General features: G+C 66.4%; 20 protein-coding genes. 17 read left to right on the forward strand and 3 right to left on the reverse strand.

What is annotated here, in order from left to right; all coding sequences use genetic code 11:
- Positions 1 to 19 precede the first annotated feature (19 nt).
- Positions 20 to 1213, reverse strand: a complete 1194-nt coding sequence (locus tag G5C50_RS28480; RefSeq protein ID WP_165074560.1) for a cystathionine gamma-synthase family protein — start codon at positions 1211 to 1213, stop codon at positions 20 to 22.
- Between the two features lie 177 nt (positions 1214 to 1390).
- Positions 1391 to 2743 (reverse strand): glycosyltransferase family 39 protein, encoded by a 1353-nt coding sequence (locus tag G5C50_RS28485; RefSeq protein ID WP_165074562.1) that lies wholly within the window; start codon positions 2741 to 2743, stop codon positions 1391 to 1393.
- A 240-nt stretch (positions 2744 to 2983) separates the two neighbouring features.
- On the opposite strand from G5C50_RS28485, the gene G5C50_RS28490 reads away from it, so the two are divergent.
- Positions 2984 to 4894 carry a serine/threonine-protein kinase gene (locus G5C50_RS28490; protein ID WP_165074564.1) on the forward strand — a complete coding sequence of 637 codons (1911 nt, stop codon included), beginning with the start codon at positions 2984 to 2986 and terminating at the stop codon, positions 4892 to 4894.
- A gap of 11 nt (positions 4895 to 4905) precedes the next feature.
- On the opposite strand, the gene G5C50_RS28495 is transcribed toward G5C50_RS28490, so the two are convergent.
- Positions 4906 to 5946, reverse strand: a complete 1041-nt coding sequence (locus tag G5C50_RS28495) for a hypothetical protein (RefSeq protein ID WP_165074566.1) — start codon at positions 5944 to 5946, stop codon at positions 4906 to 4908.
- A 418-nt stretch (positions 5947 to 6364) separates the two neighbouring features.
- Between G5C50_RS28495 and G5C50_RS28500 the strand changes: the two genes are divergently transcribed.
- The 16 genes from G5C50_RS28500 to G5C50_RS28575 all read left to right on the forward strand — a co-directional run bounded on the left by G5C50_RS28500 (position 6365) and on the right by G5C50_RS28575 (position 16739).
- The gene (locus tag G5C50_RS28500) at positions 6365 to 7654 is read left to right on the forward strand and encodes an O-acetylhomoserine aminocarboxypropyltransferase/cysteine synthase family protein (protein WP_165074568.1); all 1290 of its coding nucleotides are present in this window, start codon (positions 6365 to 6367) and stop codon (positions 7652 to 7654) included.
- Positions 7655 to 7802: 148 nt separating this feature from the next.
- Positions 7803 to 8966, forward strand: a complete 1164-nt coding sequence (gene metX, locus G5C50_RS28505) for a homoserine O-acetyltransferase MetX (protein ID WP_165074570.1) — start codon at positions 7803 to 7805, stop codon at positions 8964 to 8966.
- Positions 8967 to 9204: 238 nt separating this feature from the next.
- Entirely contained in the window at positions 9205 to 9639 is a 435-nt protein-coding gene (locus G5C50_RS28510; protein WP_206107892.1) for a DUF3806 domain-containing protein, read from the forward strand.
- 94 nt (positions 9640 to 9733) lie between these two features.
- Positions 9734 to 10078, forward strand: a complete 345-nt coding sequence (locus G5C50_RS28515; RefSeq protein WP_165074572.1) for a hypothetical protein — start codon at positions 9734 to 9736, stop codon at positions 10076 to 10078.
- A gap of 285 nt (positions 10079 to 10363) precedes the next feature.
- Entirely contained in the window at positions 10364 to 10618 is a 255-nt protein-coding gene (locus G5C50_RS28520) for a hypothetical protein (RefSeq protein ID WP_165074574.1), read from the forward strand.
- Positions 10615 to 10992: a PIN domain-containing protein gene (locus G5C50_RS28525; RefSeq protein WP_165074576.1), complete on the forward strand. Its 378-nt coding sequence runs from the start codon at positions 10615 to 10617 to the stop codon at positions 10990 to 10992. The genes G5C50_RS28520 and G5C50_RS28525 overlap by 4 nt, the downstream gene beginning before the upstream one ends.
- Positions 10993 to 11404: 412 nt before the next feature.
- Positions 11405 to 11806: a hypothetical protein gene (locus G5C50_RS28530; RefSeq protein ID WP_165074578.1), complete on the forward strand. Its 402-nt coding sequence runs from the start codon at positions 11405 to 11407 to the stop codon at positions 11804 to 11806.
- A 443-nt stretch (positions 11807 to 12249) separates the two neighbouring features.
- Positions 12250 to 12606, forward strand: a complete 357-nt coding sequence (locus G5C50_RS28535; RefSeq protein ID WP_206107893.1) for a PIN domain-containing protein — start codon at positions 12250 to 12252, stop codon at positions 12604 to 12606.
- A gap of 559 nt (positions 12607 to 13165) precedes the next feature.
- Entirely contained in the window at positions 13166 to 13528 is a 363-nt protein-coding gene (locus tag G5C50_RS28540; RefSeq protein WP_165074580.1) for a hypothetical protein, read from the forward strand.
- 88 nt (positions 13529 to 13616) lie between these two features.
- Entirely contained in the window at positions 13617 to 13829 is a 213-nt protein-coding gene (locus G5C50_RS28545) for a hypothetical protein (RefSeq protein WP_165074582.1), read from the forward strand.
- Positions 13826 to 14251 (forward strand): aspartyl protease family protein, encoded by a 426-nt coding sequence (locus G5C50_RS28550; protein WP_206107894.1) that lies wholly within the window; start codon positions 13826 to 13828, stop codon positions 14249 to 14251. The genes G5C50_RS28545 and G5C50_RS28550 overlap by 4 nt, the downstream gene beginning before the upstream one ends.
- 169 nt (positions 14252 to 14420) lie before the next feature.
- Entirely contained in the window at positions 14421 to 14813 is a 393-nt protein-coding gene (locus tag G5C50_RS28555) for a DUF6882 domain-containing protein (protein ID WP_206107895.1), read from the forward strand.
- A 226-nt stretch (positions 14814 to 15039) separates the two neighbouring features.
- The gene (locus G5C50_RS28560; RefSeq protein ID WP_165074584.1) at positions 15040 to 15213 is read left to right on the forward strand and encodes a hypothetical protein; all 174 of its coding nucleotides are present in this window, start codon (positions 15040 to 15042) and stop codon (positions 15211 to 15213) included.
- 125 nt (positions 15214 to 15338) lie between these two features.
- Complete coding sequence (locus tag G5C50_RS28565; protein ID WP_165074586.1) at positions 15339 to 15749, forward strand: hypothetical protein; 411 nt, start codon at positions 15339 to 15341, stop codon at positions 15747 to 15749.
- Between the two features lie 104 nt (positions 15750 to 15853).
- On the forward strand, positions 15854 to 16129 hold the full coding sequence (locus tag G5C50_RS28570; RefSeq protein ID WP_165074587.1) for a hypothetical protein: 276 nt from the start codon (positions 15854 to 15856) through the stop codon (positions 16127 to 16129).
- Between the two features lie 103 nt (positions 16130 to 16232).
- Positions 16233 to 16739 carry an SRPBCC family protein gene (locus tag G5C50_RS28575; RefSeq protein WP_165074588.1) on the forward strand — a complete coding sequence of 169 codons (507 nt, stop codon included), beginning with the start codon at positions 16233 to 16235 and terminating at the stop codon, positions 16737 to 16739.
- The last annotated feature ends 62 nt before the right edge of the window (positions 16740 to 16801 follow it).

A 16801-nucleotide genomic window follows, 5' to 3' on the forward strand; every position in this document is an offset into this window, starting at 1 on the left:
GAAGAGTCACTGCGGATATTCAGCCGATCCCCGCCAGGGCTTGCTCCAGGTCGGCGATCAGGTCGTTGGCGTCCTCGATGCCGCAGGAGTAGCGCACCAGCGCCTCGGGGATGCCCAGCGCGGCGCGTTCGGCGGCGGTGAGTTCGACGTGCGAGCCGACGGCCGGGGGCGCGACGACGGTCTCCACGGCTCCGAGGTTCGCCGCGCGGTGGGCCCAGCGGAGACGAGGCAGGAGTTTGCGGACCGACTCGAACCCGCCTCGGGGCTGGAAGCTCAGGACGCCGCCGAAGCCGCCCGGCATCTGGCGCCTGGCCACGTCGTGACCGGGGTGGTCCTCCAGGCCCGGGTAGAAGACGGCCTCGACCTCCGGCCGACCCTTCAGCCAGCGGGCGATCGTCAGCGCGTTGGCGTTCTGCCGCTCGACGCGCAGGGCCAGGGTCTTCATGCCGCGGAGCAAGAGGTAGGCTGCCTCCGGGTGGAGGGTTGCGCCGGTGATCTCGCGACGGCGGAAGATCGATTCGACGAGCCCCTTCTCACCGGCGACGACGCCTCCCAGAGCGTCGGCGTGGCCGCCGAGGAACTTGGTGGCGCTGTGGATCACCAGGTGCGCGCCCAGCTCCAGCGGGTGCTGGTTGATCGGCGTGGCGAAGGTGTTGTCGACCACCACGATCGCCCCCTTCGCGCGGGCCCTCGCCGCCAGCCGGGCGAGATCCAGCACCTTACAGGTGGGGTTGGTCGGGCTCTCCAGGTAGAGGACTCGCAGGCCCTCGTCGATCGCCGATTCGATGGCGGCCTGGTCGGCGGTCGGGCAGAGCTTGACCTTCACGCCCACGCGAGGGAGGAACTCGCTGAACATCCGGTTGGTGCCGCCGTAGGTGTCGACCACCGAGACGACGCGCTGGCCGGGCTCCAGCAGGGTGAACAGCGTGTCGCTGATGGCGGCCATGCCGGTGGAGAAGCTGGTGGCGGCCTCGGCGTTCTCCAGGACGCGGACCTTCTCCTCGAAGACGGCGACCGTAGGGTTGGTGTTCCGGCCGTAGATGTGGCCGGGGATTTCCCCCAGCGCCGCCGCCCGCCACTCGTCGAGATCGTCGTAGCCGAACGAGACGCTGTGAACGACCGGGACCTGCGTGGCGCGTCCCATGAACACGCCCCCTTCGCCCGCCCAGACGGCCTGGGTGCGAGCGTGAGGACGGGGCTGGGCGTCGGACATCGGCGGAGACTCCTTCTCCCACCGGGAGGGGGCGCGGGAGAGCTTACGGGCGGTTGGCTGGGGTAGGCTGTGCGTGCGACGTTGAGCCGGCCGAAGCAATGGAGCCGGCCGGCTCAACGTCTCGAACCACTCTACCAGGTCGATCGAGGGCGTCGCGAGTCCGATGCCGTCGAGCGATCAGCCGCCGAATCGGCCCGCGTCGGACGTGGATCGCAGGGCCGAGAGGAACGTCGGCGATCCCACCGCCGTCTGGTCGGACTTCGTCGAGCGGCGATCGACGGCCTGGGCGACGAGTCCGAGCCCGGCCAGCGAGGCGATCATGGGGAGGCTGGGATAGTGGTAGCGGTCCCCCCCCACGATCACGATGTGGATGGCGGCGAAGAAGGCCCAGAGCATCACCGGGGGAAGCGTCGCCCAGGCCAGGAAGCTCCGTCCTCGGCGGGCGAGGTAGGCGCCGGCGAAGGCCGCGAGCATCGCCCCGGCGAAGTACAGGGCGCTGACCAGCTTCATGGGGGTGAGAATCCACGCGCCGAAGACCTGTTTGAGCCCGTCCTCGTTCCAGGCCACGCCGATGCTCTCTCGCGAGTACGTCGAGAAGGCCTTACGGAAGAGGCCCAGGAAGAACACCCTGGGATTCTCCATGATGAATCGCCAGGCTGCGCGTTTCAGGGCTCGGTCGGCCTCGGCCTCGTTGGAGATGTCCTCGGCCCACTTCGGAAGCGGCATGTAGCCTCCGTCGGACTCCGGGTTGTTCCCCATCCAGAAGTTGGCCCCGCCGTTGGTTGAGATCAACACCGGGTAGCCGAACGTCCGGTAGTTCCGAACGGTCCAGGGGGCGATCAGGACGGCCATGACGAGCAGCACGCCGGCCGCCTCGATCGTGTTCGAGGCCACCCCCTGGCGACGCTCCTGCGGGTCGACCAGGCGGCGGAACCAGAACAGGGCCGGCAACGGCAGGGCGAGGGGCCGGATGTAGCTGGCGCAGGCGAGCGACGCCCCGGTCGCGACGGCGCGCGCCGTCGCCGGCCAGGCGTTTCGGCCCTCCACGTAGACGGCCAGCAGGACGAACAGGTTGAAGAGCAGCTCGCTGGCCAGGATTGTGGTGAACTGGATCTGACCCGGCCAGAGCGCCGTCAGCAGCCCCGCCGCCAGGGCGGCGCGGGGGCCGAACCAGTCGCGCGTGGTCGCCATGACCAGCCAGGTCGTCGCGACGCCGATCAGGATGTTCATCACCACGATCGGCCCGTAGTGGAAGCCGAAGATCGTGTACAGGGCGGCGTAGACCGCCGAGGTCCCCACCGGCCAGTAGGCCGAGGGCCGGGAGGCTTCGAACCCGTAGCAGACTCCGTTCGCCAGGTTGTGGGCCTGAAGGTCGTAGGCCATGCAGTCCGACAGGGGGACGACCGGGAGGCTCAGTCCCCAGGCGACCCGAACGGTCAGGGCCAGAACCAGGACGGCGGCCGGGGTCCAGCGGAACGTCGAACCCGCGTCGCCGACGGATGGGTTATGAGGGGTTATCAAGCTTAGCAAGGGTCCTTCGCTCCTTCGCAGCTTGGGGGCGCCTTCGCCTTTGCTTCGGTTCCGAGGGGCTGCAGATCAGATTGCGCATTCGGGGCCCATCTAAATCAATAGGATCCATCTTTGCGATCTGCATCCTCCAATGCACATCGAAACTCGAAACGGCGCGGCGCGATCTTGGCTTTTCCGTGACCAAAGAGGAAGATTGCCGACGCCTCGGAGTCGAGCGAGGCGGAGCGGAGGGCCCTGAACGTGGTGAATTTCGACGCCCGTGATCGGTTGGGCGGCGTTGATTCGGCGACCACGGCGACGGACGCGCCCCGATCGGTCGATGCGCGGGTCGTCGCGGCGATCGAGGAATATGCGGCCCTGGCGGACGGGGGCGCCGCCCCGTCGCGGCCTGAATTCCTGGCGCGACACCCGTCGATCGCCGGCCCGCTGGGGGCGTGTCTGGCGGGGATGGACCTGGTGGACGCCGCGGCGCGGGGGCTCGATCCGGCCGTCCCTCCGGTCGCCGAGCTGGGCGGCTATCGCCTGATCCGCGAGATCGGCCGAGGGGGCATGGGGGTCGTTTACGAGGCCGAGCAGCGCGAGCTGGGCCGGCGCGTGGCGTTGAAGGTTCTCCCCGCATCGGCGACGACCGATCCCCGGCAGATCCAGCGGTTTCGGATCGAGGCCCAGGCCGCGGCGCTCTTGCAACACCCGCATATCGTCCCGGTGTTCGACGTCGGCGCCGACCGCGGCACGCGGTTCTACGCCATGCAGCTCATTGAGGGGAGGCCGCTCACCCGCCTGATCGGCGAGCTGGCCGAAGCGCGTCGCGAGCGCCCGGCCTCCTCCTCGTCTTCGGCCCGCTCGCGCGCCCGCGAGGCCGCCCGGTTGGGACTGCAAGCGGCCGAGGCCCTCGCCCACGCGCACGTCATGGGGGTGGTCCACCGCGACGTGAAGCCGGGCAACCTCCTGATCGACGGTCGCGGCGAGCTGTGGGTCGCCGACTTCGGCCTGGCCCGCCTCCACCACGAGGACGCCGCCGATTTGACCCAGACCGGCGATCTCCTGGGCACGCTCCGCTACATGAGCCCCGAACAGGTCCGCGCGGCCCGAGGAGGAGTCGGCCCGGCCGCCGACGTCTACGGCCTGGGCGCGACGCTCTACGAGCTGCTGGCCCTGCGCCCGGCGTTCGACGCCGACGACCGTCAGGAGCTGGTCCGGCGGATTCTCAACGAGGACCCGCCGTCCCCCCGACGGTTCGATCCGGCCCTTCCCCGCGACCTGGAGACGATCGTCCTGAAGGCGATGGAGAAGGAGCCCGCCGCGCGCTACGCCTCGGCCGCCGCGATGGCCGACGACCTCCGTCGGTTTCTTGACGACCGGCCGATCCTCGCCCGCCGTCCCGGGCTGGGCGACCGCCTGGTGAAGTGGTCGCGACGCCGCCGCCCGTTTCTCATCGGCGGGGCCGCGGCGCTGATTTTCGCCCTGGCCGCGGCGACGGCCGTCCTCTGGGCGTCCAACCGTCGCACGGCCGCCGCCCTGCTGGAAGAGCAGCTGGCCATCGAGTACGCCCTCGGCGAGTTCGACCTCATCACTCGCGCCGCGGTCGAGAATGGGGGAGACGGCCTCGCCTGGACGCTCCAGCGCGCGGTCGCCTTCTACGACCGCATCCCCAGGATGTCCGACGAATCCCACGAAGTCGTCCCCAAGGCTCTTCGCCAGGCCGCCTTCTGCCGCGACGCGCTGGGGTCTCCTCGGGCCCGCGACGACTACCGCCGCGCGATCGCCTTGTACGAACGACTCGCCGCTGAACGCCCGGAACAGGTCTGGCTGCGGACCGCCCTGATCTCCACGCTCGCCGAGTTCGCCCGCTCGCCGAAGGCCCCCGCCGACGCCTCCGAGGCCGTCGCGGCCGGTCGACGCGCGCTGACGCTCGCCCTCGCCGCGGCCGACGATCCGAGGACCGCCGCCCCCTGCTACGCGACGGCGCTGGCCGAGGCGTTCGACGACGTGGCGCGGCCGTTGGCGTTACGTTCCGAGACCGCCCCCGACGATTTGCGCGCCGCGGCCCGCCTCGCCTCCTGGGCGGTCGAACACGTCCCCGGCCGGGCCGGCTCGCGGGAGATTCTGGAACAAGCGCGGAGCCGCCTTGGCGACGGTGGAGCGGGCTGACGACGACGGTCTCAGTGCGCCAGCCGCGGGCTGACGACGTTGTCGCCGGCGGCGCGGCGGATCTGCTCCAGTTCGCTGCGCAGGATCGGCGGGTCCACGCCCAGGAGGTCGGCGATCTCCTTGAACCGCAGCCGCCAGTCGAGCCTTTGCAGGGCCATCGCGCGGTTCAGCACGGCGCGTTCGGGCGTCCAGTCCTGCACGGCGTCGACCAGGAGGTCCAGGCCTTCCTCGCGCTTGATCGTGCCCAGTTCCAGGGTCGCCTCCGGCCAGAGCAAGCGGTCCGTGTCCGGCTCGCTGGGGCGGATCCCCGCCACGACGGCCCCGCTGGAGATCGCGTCGACCCAGCGTGCGGTCAGGTAGGCCCGCCGATGATGCGTGTAGGGAGCCGGGGCGGCGAGGTTGCAGAAGGCCATGCAGAACTTGGCCCGAGAATAGTAGTCGTGGAGGATCCGCTGGTTCTCCACGACGTCGCGGCCGTTGGGGAAACGGCCGTGGAAGCTCAGGTTCCGGCGGCGGCAGGATTCGGCGGTGACGGCGTCGTCGTCCCATTCGTCGGGCTGACGACCCACGCGCAGGATGTCGAAGGGGCGATCGCTCCGGTCGCTCCCCAGTCCCAGGACGTCCGAGCCGACCGGCAGCCAGCTTGTGCGGGCGAGCGACTGGCGACGGAGATAATCGACGTCTTCAAGGTGGCTGGAGAAAACGTGATCGTAGGCGTGCAGCCGCCGCGTTGCGTTCGAGCCGCATTCATGTGCGAATGAATCGATGACCCAGCCGACGATCGGGCCCAGGCGTGATCGCCAGTCCCGGATCTTGATCACCTCGTCCAGGTCGCTCGGCCAGGGGGCCACGACCAGGCACGGTTCCGAGCCGCGGGGGCGTCGACCGAGCTGAGCCAGGATCGCCTCGGCCAGTAAGGCCGGCTTCCGTCGTTCGCGGCGCACCACGACCAACTCCGCGCCGAAGACCCGAGCCGCCAGAATGCTCATGTATTCGATCGGGGCGTATCCTCCGACGGAGCCGGGGAAACCCTGAACGTCCAATACGAGCATGCATTTCTCCTGGAGTGCCGGCGGATCGATTCGGTTCGGCTAGCCTGGAGAGGGGCCGCGCCTGACGTTGACGAGCGGATCGACACAGAACCCTGGGGAGATCGCGATTCGCCGATCTCCAAGGTTAAGGTCGTTTAGTCTGCGGCTTCAAGCCGGAGTGATTCGGAAAGAATCTTACACGCGGGACGCCGCCGCGATCAAATCGAATTCCCTCTGGCGCGCTCGGTCAACGTCGTGTTGCTTTTCCTGGAGGCCCCTTGCGTGGCTTTTCAAGCGGGATCCCTCTGGAACCTGGCCCCGGGTTAGGCTCTAATTCATGGTTCGCGGTCCGTCGCGAGGAATACGCCTCGCCTTTCGGACCCCGCCCGGAACCGGGCGTTCGGCCGCATCCATCCTCGCCTCTTCTATGGTCGATTTCATGAAACTCGAGACGATCTGCCTTCACGGCGGGACCGCACCTGATCCTGCCACCCTCTCGCGAGGGGTGCCGATCTACCGTACCAGTTCCTACGTCTTCAAGAGCGCCGAGCACGCCCAGAACCTCTTCGCGCTGAAGGAACTGGGCAACATCTACACTCGGTTGATGAACCCCACGACCGACGTGCTGGAGAAGCGCGTGGCGATGCTCGAGGGGGCCCCCGCTCCGGCGGGCCTGGCCGTCGCCTCGGGGACGGCGGGGATCTTCTACTCGATCATCAACCTGGCCCAGGCCGGCGACAACATCGTCTCCGCCCGGAACCTCTACGGCGGCACCTACACCCAGTTCCACGACATCCTGCCGACCCTGGGGATCCAGGCGAAGTTCGTCGACTCCAACGACCCCGAGAACTTCGCCAAGGCGATCGACGGCAACACGCGGGCTCTCTTCTGCGAGACCGTCTCCAACCCGGCGCTGGAGGTCACCGACCTGGAGGCCGTCGCCAAGGTCGCGCACGCTCACGGCCTGCCGCTGGTGGTCGACGCCACCTTCTCCACCCCGTATCTGACCCGTCCGCTGGATCACGGCGCGGACGTGGTGGTCCACTCGCTGACCAAGTGGTTCGGCGGCCACGGGACCGGGATCGGCGGCATCGTCGTCGATTCGGGTCGGTTCAACTGGGCGGCCGGCAAGCACCCGCTGTTCACCACGGCCGACACCAGCTACCACGGCCTGCGCTGGGGGATGGACCTCCCCGAGCCGCTGGCACCGTTGGCGTACATCCTCCGGATGCGGACGGTGCCGTTGCGGAACCTGGGCGCCTGCATCGCGCCGGACAACTCGTGGATGTTCCTCCAGGGGATTGAGACGCTTCCCCTGCGGATGGAGCGGCACTGCGAGAACGCCCTGGCCGTGGCCAAGCACCTTTCGGCCCACTCCAAGGCGACGTGGGTCCGCTTCCCGGGGCTTGAGTCCGACCCGATGTACGACCTGAACAAGAAGTACCTCCGGGGCAAGGGGGGCTCGATGGTCGTCTTCGGCATTCGCGGTGGGGCCGCGGCGGGGTCGAAGTTCATCGACTCGCTGAAGCTCTTCTCCCACCTGGCGAACGTCGGCGACGCCAAGAGCCTGGCCATCCACCCGGCCACCACGACCCACTCCCAGCTCGACGAGGCCCAGCAGGCCGAGGCCGGCATCACCCCCGACCTCGTCCGGCTGTCGGTCGGCATCGAGCACATCGACGACATCCTCGCCGACATCGACCAGGCGCTGGACGCCGCCTGCTCTTGACTGTAGGCCGGGCCGAGCCTTTCCCCCGGCGAAGGGGATGGGCCGGCCCACGGAAACCGTCATCGGATGAACGTCTGACCTGGGTGCCATGTGTACGCTCGACCCTGTTGGCAATCCCGATTCTCGCGCCTCCGATCGTCCCGACCCCATGAGCCAAGCTCTCGCCGAGATCCGCACGCAGTTCTTCGAGTTCGACGACCCCGCGGCCCCCCTGCCCTTGTGCGTGGGGCCGCCGTTGTCGCGATTCACGCTGGCGTACGAGGTCTACGGCCGGATGAACGCCGACAAATCGAACGTGGTGCTGCTGTACCACGCGATGACCGGCAGCCAGCACGCGGCCGGCTGGAATCCCGACGTCCCCGGCACCGACGGCCGCTGGACCGACGAGATGCACGAGGGCTGGTGGGACGCCTTCATCGGCCCCGGCAAGGCGCTCGACACCGACCGCTTCTGCGTCGTCTGCGCCAACTATCTCGGCGGCTGCTACGGCTCGACGGGCCCGGCCTCGATCAACCCGGCGACCGACCGGCCGTGGGGTTCGTCGTTCCCCGTCCTCCGGATGCGCGACATCGTCGAGTCGCAGATGAAGCTGCTGGACTATCTGGGCGTGGACAAGCTCCACGCGGTGGTCGGGCCTTCGCTGGGGGGATATCTCGCGCTCCTGACGGCGGCGATCCACCCGGAGCGGGTCCGGTTCGTGCTGCCGATCACGACGGGCGTCGACATCACGATCGACCAGCGGATCCTCAACTTCGAGCAGGTCACGGCCATCGAGGCCGACCCCAACTTCCACGGCGGCGACTACTACGACGGCGCTCGCCCCGACGTCGGCCTGGCGCTGGCGCGTCGGATCGCCCACAAGGCGTTCATCTCGCCCGACGCCCTGCGCATGCGCGCCCGCGCCGAGGTCGTCAGCCACAAGCCGCCCCACGGCTGGTACGAGATGAACCACCCGGTGGAGTCGTACATGCTCCACCAGGGCCAGAAGTTCGTGAAGCGGTTCGACGCCAACAGCTACCTGCGGATCCTCGACGCCTGGCAATGGTTCAACCTGGTCAAGGAAGCCGACGCGCGCGACTACGTCGACCTCTTCCGCCGCTGCCTGGGTCAGGAGTTCCTGGTCTTCAGCATCGACAACGACCACACCTTCAGCCGACCGAACCAGGAGAAGCTCGTCCGCCTCCTCAAGATGGCCGACGTCCCCGTCATCTGGATCACCGTCCACTCCGACAAGGGCCACGACGCCTTCTTGCTGGAACCCCGCCTCTTCGCCCCCCACATCCAGGAAGTGCTCAACCACTTCGAGGGATGAGCTTTCGGGGGGCGTGAGTTCCTTCGAGGTTCTGATCGGTTGGCTCGATGTCTCCCTGCCTCAGGTTCTTGACGTCGCCCTGGCCGCGCGTGATGCTCCTCGTCGTGTGGAGTCGCCAATTATCCGACGGCGGATAGAGATGTTGAACCGCTCACGGCTATCTCTCTTATTCCTGCTACTGGCGGGATGCTCGGATTCCGCTCCGAATGCGGCCCCCAGGAACACAAGGGGGGCGCCTGTGGAACAGAAGATTACCAGCCCGGGCCAAGCCGACCTGGATCATCTGGCGGAACAAGAGGCTACAGTCCTCCAACTTCTCAGAACTCGCTATCCGAGCGCAGTGCTGAACCACGATGAAGGCGACCTGAATTGGCTTCAACGTCTGGTCGATGATGAGGTGCTCGCCCCGCGCCAGACGTACGAGTTGCAATGCCTGGGCGCGGTGCTCGGTCAGGTCTTCGCGACCAAGACGCCGCTCAAGTGGGTTGTTGTGGAAGACGAATACGGGCGAGATCTTGCCCTGCAATATCCGAACACGAGCGTAATCGTCTTTCCGACGACCATGATCTCGAAACGCGTCGAGGACGGGCGTGACGTCGATGTCGTACCAATCTATCGAACCATTGCAGCCCAGGTCGAGAAACTGAAGGACGAGACCGAGTACAAGCGCTGAGGTACGAGCACACGGGCTCGCAAGATGTCGCTGGGACGTCGGTGGCCACGGGGACGGCTTCGGTGTTAGGCCATATCAGGTAGGGAGAGAATCCATGCCTGTTTCCGATGCGATTCGCTGTGCAGTGGAGGCTGTCTTCGCAGCGGATCATCGTGCGATCGTGCTCGACGGTCTGGCCACAATCCCCGAAGCATCGACCGACTCGTTGCAGCAGCGACCTCCTGCCGAGTTCTTGCAGGCCGCCGTGGTGGCCCTGTCCTTCGGCGACCTCGCCATCTTCGAGGGACAACTCGTGAACGCTCGGGTCGAGCCTCGCGACGTCCTCTACGTCCTGGAGTCCCCGGGTGAAGTCCAGCCGGGCCTGACGCGGGGCGAGTTTCGCCAGCGTTATCGCGACCTCAATCTCTCCGTCCCCGATGTGCTCGCCTCGGACGCCTGACCTTGCGCTGATCCGCGAGCATGCGACGCCCAGGGCGATTGGCCGGTCGTACGCCTCGCCCCGCGGCATCCGGCGGATCCGGAGGTCGCTCCGTCTGAGGCTGCATCGACGTCGGGTGATTTTGCGTCTCACGCACCCCCAATGATGGTATTGGGTGCTCTCGGGCCTTGTGGGAATATCCTGATCGACCTGGTTCAAATGGGTGGCTTGCGACAAGCATTGCGTGCCGTAACCGGGGCCGGATACGATATCAATTCGACCCAAGATCATCGGAGGGCCTAGCCCGTGCTGCCGACCTATCCGGCTATCCTGCGCGACGGCAAGCTCGATTGGGGCGACGGTCCACCACCGCTCCCGCCCGGGGACGTCCCGGTGTATGTCACGCTCCTGGTGCCCGTCCCGACGACGAACGGCGGCCCGGCGATGGCGGCGGCGCTTGAGGCACTCGCGGCGGCCGGCGGCCCCTCGGGCTTCAGTGAGCCCGACGAGTGGCAGCGCGAGGTCCGGGCCGAACGCCCCCTGCCCGGCCGTGATGAATGATCCTCGACAGCAATTTGATCATCTACGCCGCTCGACCTGAATACCCTGGGCTTCGTCGATTCATCGCCGCCCACTCTCTGGCAGTCTCGGCCGTCAGCGTCGTAGAGGTCCTGGGCTACCACAAACTCTCGGCCGCTGATCGGGCGCACTTCGAGGCGTTCTTCGCGGCGGCGGAGGTTCTGTCGTTGAGCGACTCAGTGGTGCCGCGGGCCGTCGCGATACGGCAGACTCGCAAGATGTCGCTGGGGGACGCGCTGGTCGCGGCGACGGCGCTGGTGTTCGGGCGGGAGTTGCTCACCCACAACATCAAGGACTTCGCGGCGGTGCCGGGACTCGTCGTATCAGACCCGCTCGCGAACGGCGACCCCGAGTGAGCGTCGACACAAGGGGTGATCGCTCATTCCTCGTCTTGTTGAAGCCGGCGCGTCCAGATGCTCGGGGGGTGAGGTCGGTGGCCACGCACCAGGTGGCGTCGGTGGCCAGGGGGGAGGTCGGTGGCCACGCACCCAAGATGCTTCGCCCCCACATCCAGGAAGTGCTCAACCGCCACGAGGGATGAGGCCCCGCGCGAGCCCCGAGGCCCTTCGAGGTTTCGTCCGTATGGCTCGATGTGTCCATGCTTTGGAGCATTGACATCGCCCTCGTCACGCGTCATGCTCCTCGTCGGGTGGGGTCTTCATCCGGCGATTCCGCCCATCGGCTTCAGACGGAATAAGCCTTGGGGTTGGTGGGAGTCGTTTCGGTCGAATCAAAGTCAGGCGGTAGCGATAGAGGTTTGATTCCGCGATGGAACTCATCAGCATTTATTGGCTCGCCATCCTCATGATCGCCGCTGGTTGGACCACCTTCTTTTCGCTGTTCAGTGGTCCGATTCGAGGTTGGCGAAATTTCGGATTGCTCGCCTGTTTCGCCATCGGTTTCATCATGCTGTTCGTCCTGCCTTGGCGGTCCGCCCTGGCCACCTGGGGAGTCGTCGGCGCAGCATCGGGATTGCTCTATTTCCTCTACGAGCTTTACTCCCGACTCACGTCCAAGCCGGAGGACGAAGTGCAATGGCCACGCCTAACAACGGTCGTCCACGGTTTATTTCTCTGGCCGATCATGCTTCCCGAGGTCATCGAATACTGGTTGGCGGACTTGGGCGTGCTTCGTAGCCGTGCTACAACTCCGCAGGGCCCAGCCCAGTAGTAGGGGGGGCGGGGGTCGGACGGCCACGCACCCAAGAAGGGCCTGCGGGATGGGCAAGTAACGTCGGTGGCCACAGGTGACGTCGGTGGCCACGGGCTGACGTCGGGACGTCGGTGGCGACGCACCTAAGATGGTTGTTTTGGGTGACATGGTTAAGTCGGGCTCTCGCTTGAATCCATGATCCCTCGGCTTGTATGGCCGAGTCATTTCGGTCGTGCTGGGCTTTGCGGGGCCGGGTGGGCATGCTGAATGGCGGCGGTTCCATCTCCAGGTAGAAGGACCGACCGATCCGGTCTTCCGAGTCGATGGCATGTCCCAGCCCCGCGTGTACGTCGAGACGATGGTGCCCAGCTATCTGACGGCCTGGCCGAGTCGGGATCTGGTTCGGGCTGCGCACCAGTAGTTCACGCGGGAGTGGTGGTCCCATCGAGGCGAGTTCGAAGTTGTTTTCGTCGCGCCTGGTCGTGCAGGAATGTCAGGCGGGCGACCCGCAAGCCGCGGCGGATCGCCTGGCGGCGCTAGCCGGCATCCTCCTCCTGGAGCAGACCTCCGAAGCAGCCGTCTTGGCCGAGGCGCTTGTGCGAGGAGTGCCGCTGCCGGAGCGGGCTGCGGCGGACGCCTTGCACATCGCGATCGCGGCTGTGCATGGCATGGATTATCTCCTCACCTGGAACTGCACCCATATCGCCAACGTGATCCTGCGGCCACGGATCGAGGCGAGCTGCCGGGAGAGCGGTTTCGAAGCGCCGCTGATTTGCACGCCCGAGGAATTGCCGGCCGGAGGGCCCAGCGATGACTGACGACGTCTAGCGTGAAGTACGATCGGCGAGAGAAGCCTACGCGCGATCGTTCGGCTACGACATCCAGGCGATGGTGGCCGATCTGCGCGAGCGCGACGCCCTGGGCGATTGGCCGGTCGTACGCCTCGCCCCGCGGCGTCCGGCGGATCCGGAGGTCGCTCCGTCTGAGTCTATATCGACGTCGCGGCGGACCCGACCGTCGCGTTCGTCGACCTCATGAGGCCAATCCATTTCGAGCGATGAGCCGGGTCATTCCTCGGCGTGTTGAAGCCGGCGCGTCCAGATGCTCGGGTCGGCCTGGATCTCGTCCAGGAAGTGCTCAACCACTTCGAGTGATGAGCCCCCTGAGGCGGCCCCCTTGTTCTTCGAACTGACTCGATCTATCCATGTCTTGGGCCCTTGACGCTGCCAATACCGCGCGGCATGGTCCTTGTCGCGTGCATCCATTGATTTCAACCGTCCCCCTGGCGTTAGACAGAATTCGACTCGGGATTGGACGGAGTCGACTCTGTCAAATCAAAGTCAAGCGGCTGGAGCTTCGCTCTGAGAGAGGGCGAGCATGGATTTCGCGGTGGTCGACCCCCGAGTGCAGCAGTCTCGCGTCTTCCCCGAGCCCACCGAGGAGGTGATCCTTGCCAATCTCGTGGAAGGTATCCTCTACGCGGTGCTCGACGAAGCGCCACACACCTACATTTACTGTGCGGCGAACGAGGAGGCTTCGGGCAGCTATTGGCTTGGCTATCGCGACGATCAGGCCGAGGGCGGATGGCACGCGGGCGATGGGCTGTTGGGCCTGGATGTCGTCCGGTCAGCGTTCCGGAAATACCTCCATGGGGACCGATCCTGGAGGGTCGACTTTCGGTGGGCCAAGCAGGAGGACATCGACGCCGATGGGGCCATTCATGGACTGGGCTTTGTCTGACGTGCCGGATATGTTGGATGGCGGGCGAACTCGCCATACAGATCGGTAAAGCGGTCACGTCGAAAACGGGCTTCGTCAGGGGGATGTGATGTCGCTCGCGGAACTGCTGCCTGCCGCCCGCAGCCTGTCGCGTACGGAGAAGCTCCGGCTCATCCAGGTGCTCGCGGCCGAGTTGGCCGAGGCCGACGACTCCGCTCATTTGGCGTCCGAGGCGAAGTACCCCGTGTGGTCGCCTTTCGACGCCCATCAGGCCGCGGCGGTGCTCCTCGACGTCCTCGAAGCCGAAAAGGCACGGCCGTGACGATCGCCGCGGAGCCGTATCCGTTCGTCGAGCGGGATACGAGCCTGGGCGCGGCCAGTCTGGCGCCGATGCTTCCCATGACGTTGATCGGGCCGAACCCGGTCGCTGTGTCGGGCCTTCTGGACACCGGCGCGACCGTCAATGTGTTGCCCTATTCGATCGGCGAGCAACTCGGCGCGGTCTGGGAGCAGCAGGCGACGCCCGTAACACTGAGCGGCAATCTCGCGACGTGCGAAGCCAGGGCGCTGGTCGCGACCGTCCAGGTCGGGAAGTTCCCCCCGGTTCGGCTCATCTTCGCCTGGGCTCGAACTGATGCCGTCCCCGTGCTCCTGGGACAGGTCAACTTCTTCATGGAGTTCGACGACTGCTTCTTTCGGTCCCGCTCGCTATTCGAGATCCGCCCGAAGACGCCCGTCGCGTAAGACGAGCCCAGACTCGCGTTCAATCGAGCCTGCCCCCCACCCTTGACGTCGTCCCTGGCGCGCGTCATTCTGCTCGGCCGGGTGGAAGCGCCATCCATCGATTCCATCAATCTCATGGGGAGTCGATGCTGTCGAATCGACTGAGGCGATGCTGGTCAGGGGTGGAACGATGGGTCTTTTCGATCAGGTCTTTGGTCGCGGGAAGCAGAAGGTCGCCTATCCGGCGGATCTCCAACCTCAGATCGAAAAGGCGACGGCCGGGTTGCAAGCCCTGACGGCCGCCCATGACGGGATGTGGCAGATCGGGCAGGCCGCCTGGAGCGTCGATCAAAGCGAGGGGACGATCGTCTTCACCTCGCCAAAGGGGATGATCGCCACGGCTCCGGTGCAGTTTGTCGGCAGCTACAACACCCAGGATGGGACCTGGCTATGGGGCTGGGCCAATCCTTCGATCGAGGCGTCGTTGACCGAGCATGCCCGGAAAGTTCGATCCTACGGGGAAGAACACGGCTACGATGTGCTCACGAGGCCGAAGCTGGAGTGCCCGGAAAATCAGTGCTGAGATCTAGCGGCGTTGGCCTGCATGCTGGCCGGAGCGCAAGGCGCGTATCGCGGGCCGGCGGGGGCGGTGCGACTCTTCATGACGTTCGGCGAGGTCCAACTGAGCAAGGCGCCTTGATCGTGGCCGATCAGGACGCCGAGGTGCGGTCCAGAGCCGCCAGGTTTGTGCCGTCGTCTAAATCTCGTGCCACGTCTGTCATCGGTGTCATGCGGTTCGGAGGCGTCCTATGAATCCCGATCGCCGAGTCGTCGTCCTGGTGATGTGTGGCATCGCGGTGGGGGCGCTGACGGCGTCGCTCGTCCCCTGGTCGCCCCTGCCCAGGGCGTTGTTGGTCGGAGTCGTCGCGGCGTTCGTTGCCGCTTCGATCGGATGGCTCCTACATCCGAAAGCCGGAGCCTAACCTCTTGCCACGGCGCTTCTCGACATCCTCATTCGCCTCGGCGGCTCGATCCGCCGAGCTTTCTCGATCGGAGCGGCGACCGAGTCACCTACCACATCAGAGGCCATCCGCGAGGCTCACGCACCATGAAGACTTCACGATTCACCATCGGGCTGACGGTGCTCAACCTGCTCATCCTGACGTCGGTCCTGGTCGGGGCCAGTTCGACGCAAGACGTCGCGCCGGTGCTCCGCGCCCGGGGGCTGGAGATCGTCGACGAACAGGGGCGCGTCCGTGCGATGATCAAGATCTTCCCGGCGGACCCGAACGTCAAGATGCCGGACGGCACGACGGGCTATCCGGAGACGGTGCTTCTGCGACTTATCGACTCAAAGGGCGCTCCCAACGTCAAGATCGCGGCGACCGAGGACGGGTCGGGGGTCAGCCTGGGCGGCGCATCGAATCCGACCCACGTTCAGATCCTCGCGCGAGGAGATGATACGTCCATGAAACTCGTCAATAAGAACGGCATGCAACAGGTGGTCAAGCCGCAGTGAGCGAATCGCCCAGCCTCGCGCCGCGGCCGACCCGGCCCGCGGCATGTGGTTTCCGGCGACGTCGAGGTCACAGGTCGGCGGGCGGCGAAAGGCGGAGGGAGGCGATGATCTCGTTCGTCGAGTTCGAGGCCGTCGGCGGGTTCTGCGAGCGGTATTTCGCGGCCGAAGACGCGGCCTTCGTCAAGGCGCTCAAGCGGCGGGGACGGTTCGTGATCCCTCGGCAGACGGTCCTGACGTCCAACCGCAAGGTGAGCACGATGACGTTTCGACGGGCCCTGTCCGTCCTGTTCCGATTCGTGATCCGAGGCCCTGAGTCGTACCGCAGCCGAGAAGGCCTGGGCCTATGGTACGGCCCCGAAGCGCGGGGCGAGGCGTCGTAACCTCACGCTGAAGCGGTCGTCTCGCCGCCAGGCGTTCTATGTAATCTCAGCGTCAACCGCTGGAGGCGCGAGAGGGTCGGCCACAGGAGGATGCATCGCTCACATGGCATCGACTCAACGGCTTCAATGGGAGGTGGACGGGGTCGTGAACGCGTCGCTTGAAGCGACGTGGGCGGCCCTCGACGATCTCTCGCTCATCCCCAAGTATCATCCCGTCGTCCGTCAGGTCGAGTTCCTGTCCGGCGTCGGCCGGCGCGAGCCTGGCGTGGAATACAAGTGCATCATCCCGACAGGCCCGCAACGGGGCTGGTGCGTCGAGAAGGTGATCGACCACGTCCCATTCCGGCGATCCACGGTCGCGTTCACGGCCGACTCCTGGGGGCTGAGTCGACTGATCGATGACTTCCTGACGGAGATCATCGTCGAACCTGCGGAAGGATCGCGGACGCACGTCGTCCTCCGGGGTTTCTACAACCCGAAGGGATGGCGCGGCGCCATCCTGAACGCCCTGATGATCCGACGGACCATGAAGAACCGCGCCAGGGACACGATCCGCGGATTCCAGGGGCTGATGAAGGACAAGGGCGGGACGCAAGAGCGCTCCCATTGACCTCGCGCCGCGGCATGCGCACGCACACCCCGCCAAATCCCTATCTCGACCTCCTGTCGGTG

Source organism: Paludisphaera rhizosphaerae (genome assembly GCF_011065895.1).
Lineage (GTDB): Bacteria > Planctomycetota > Planctomycetia > Isosphaerales > Isosphaeraceae > Paludisphaera > Paludisphaera rhizosphaerae.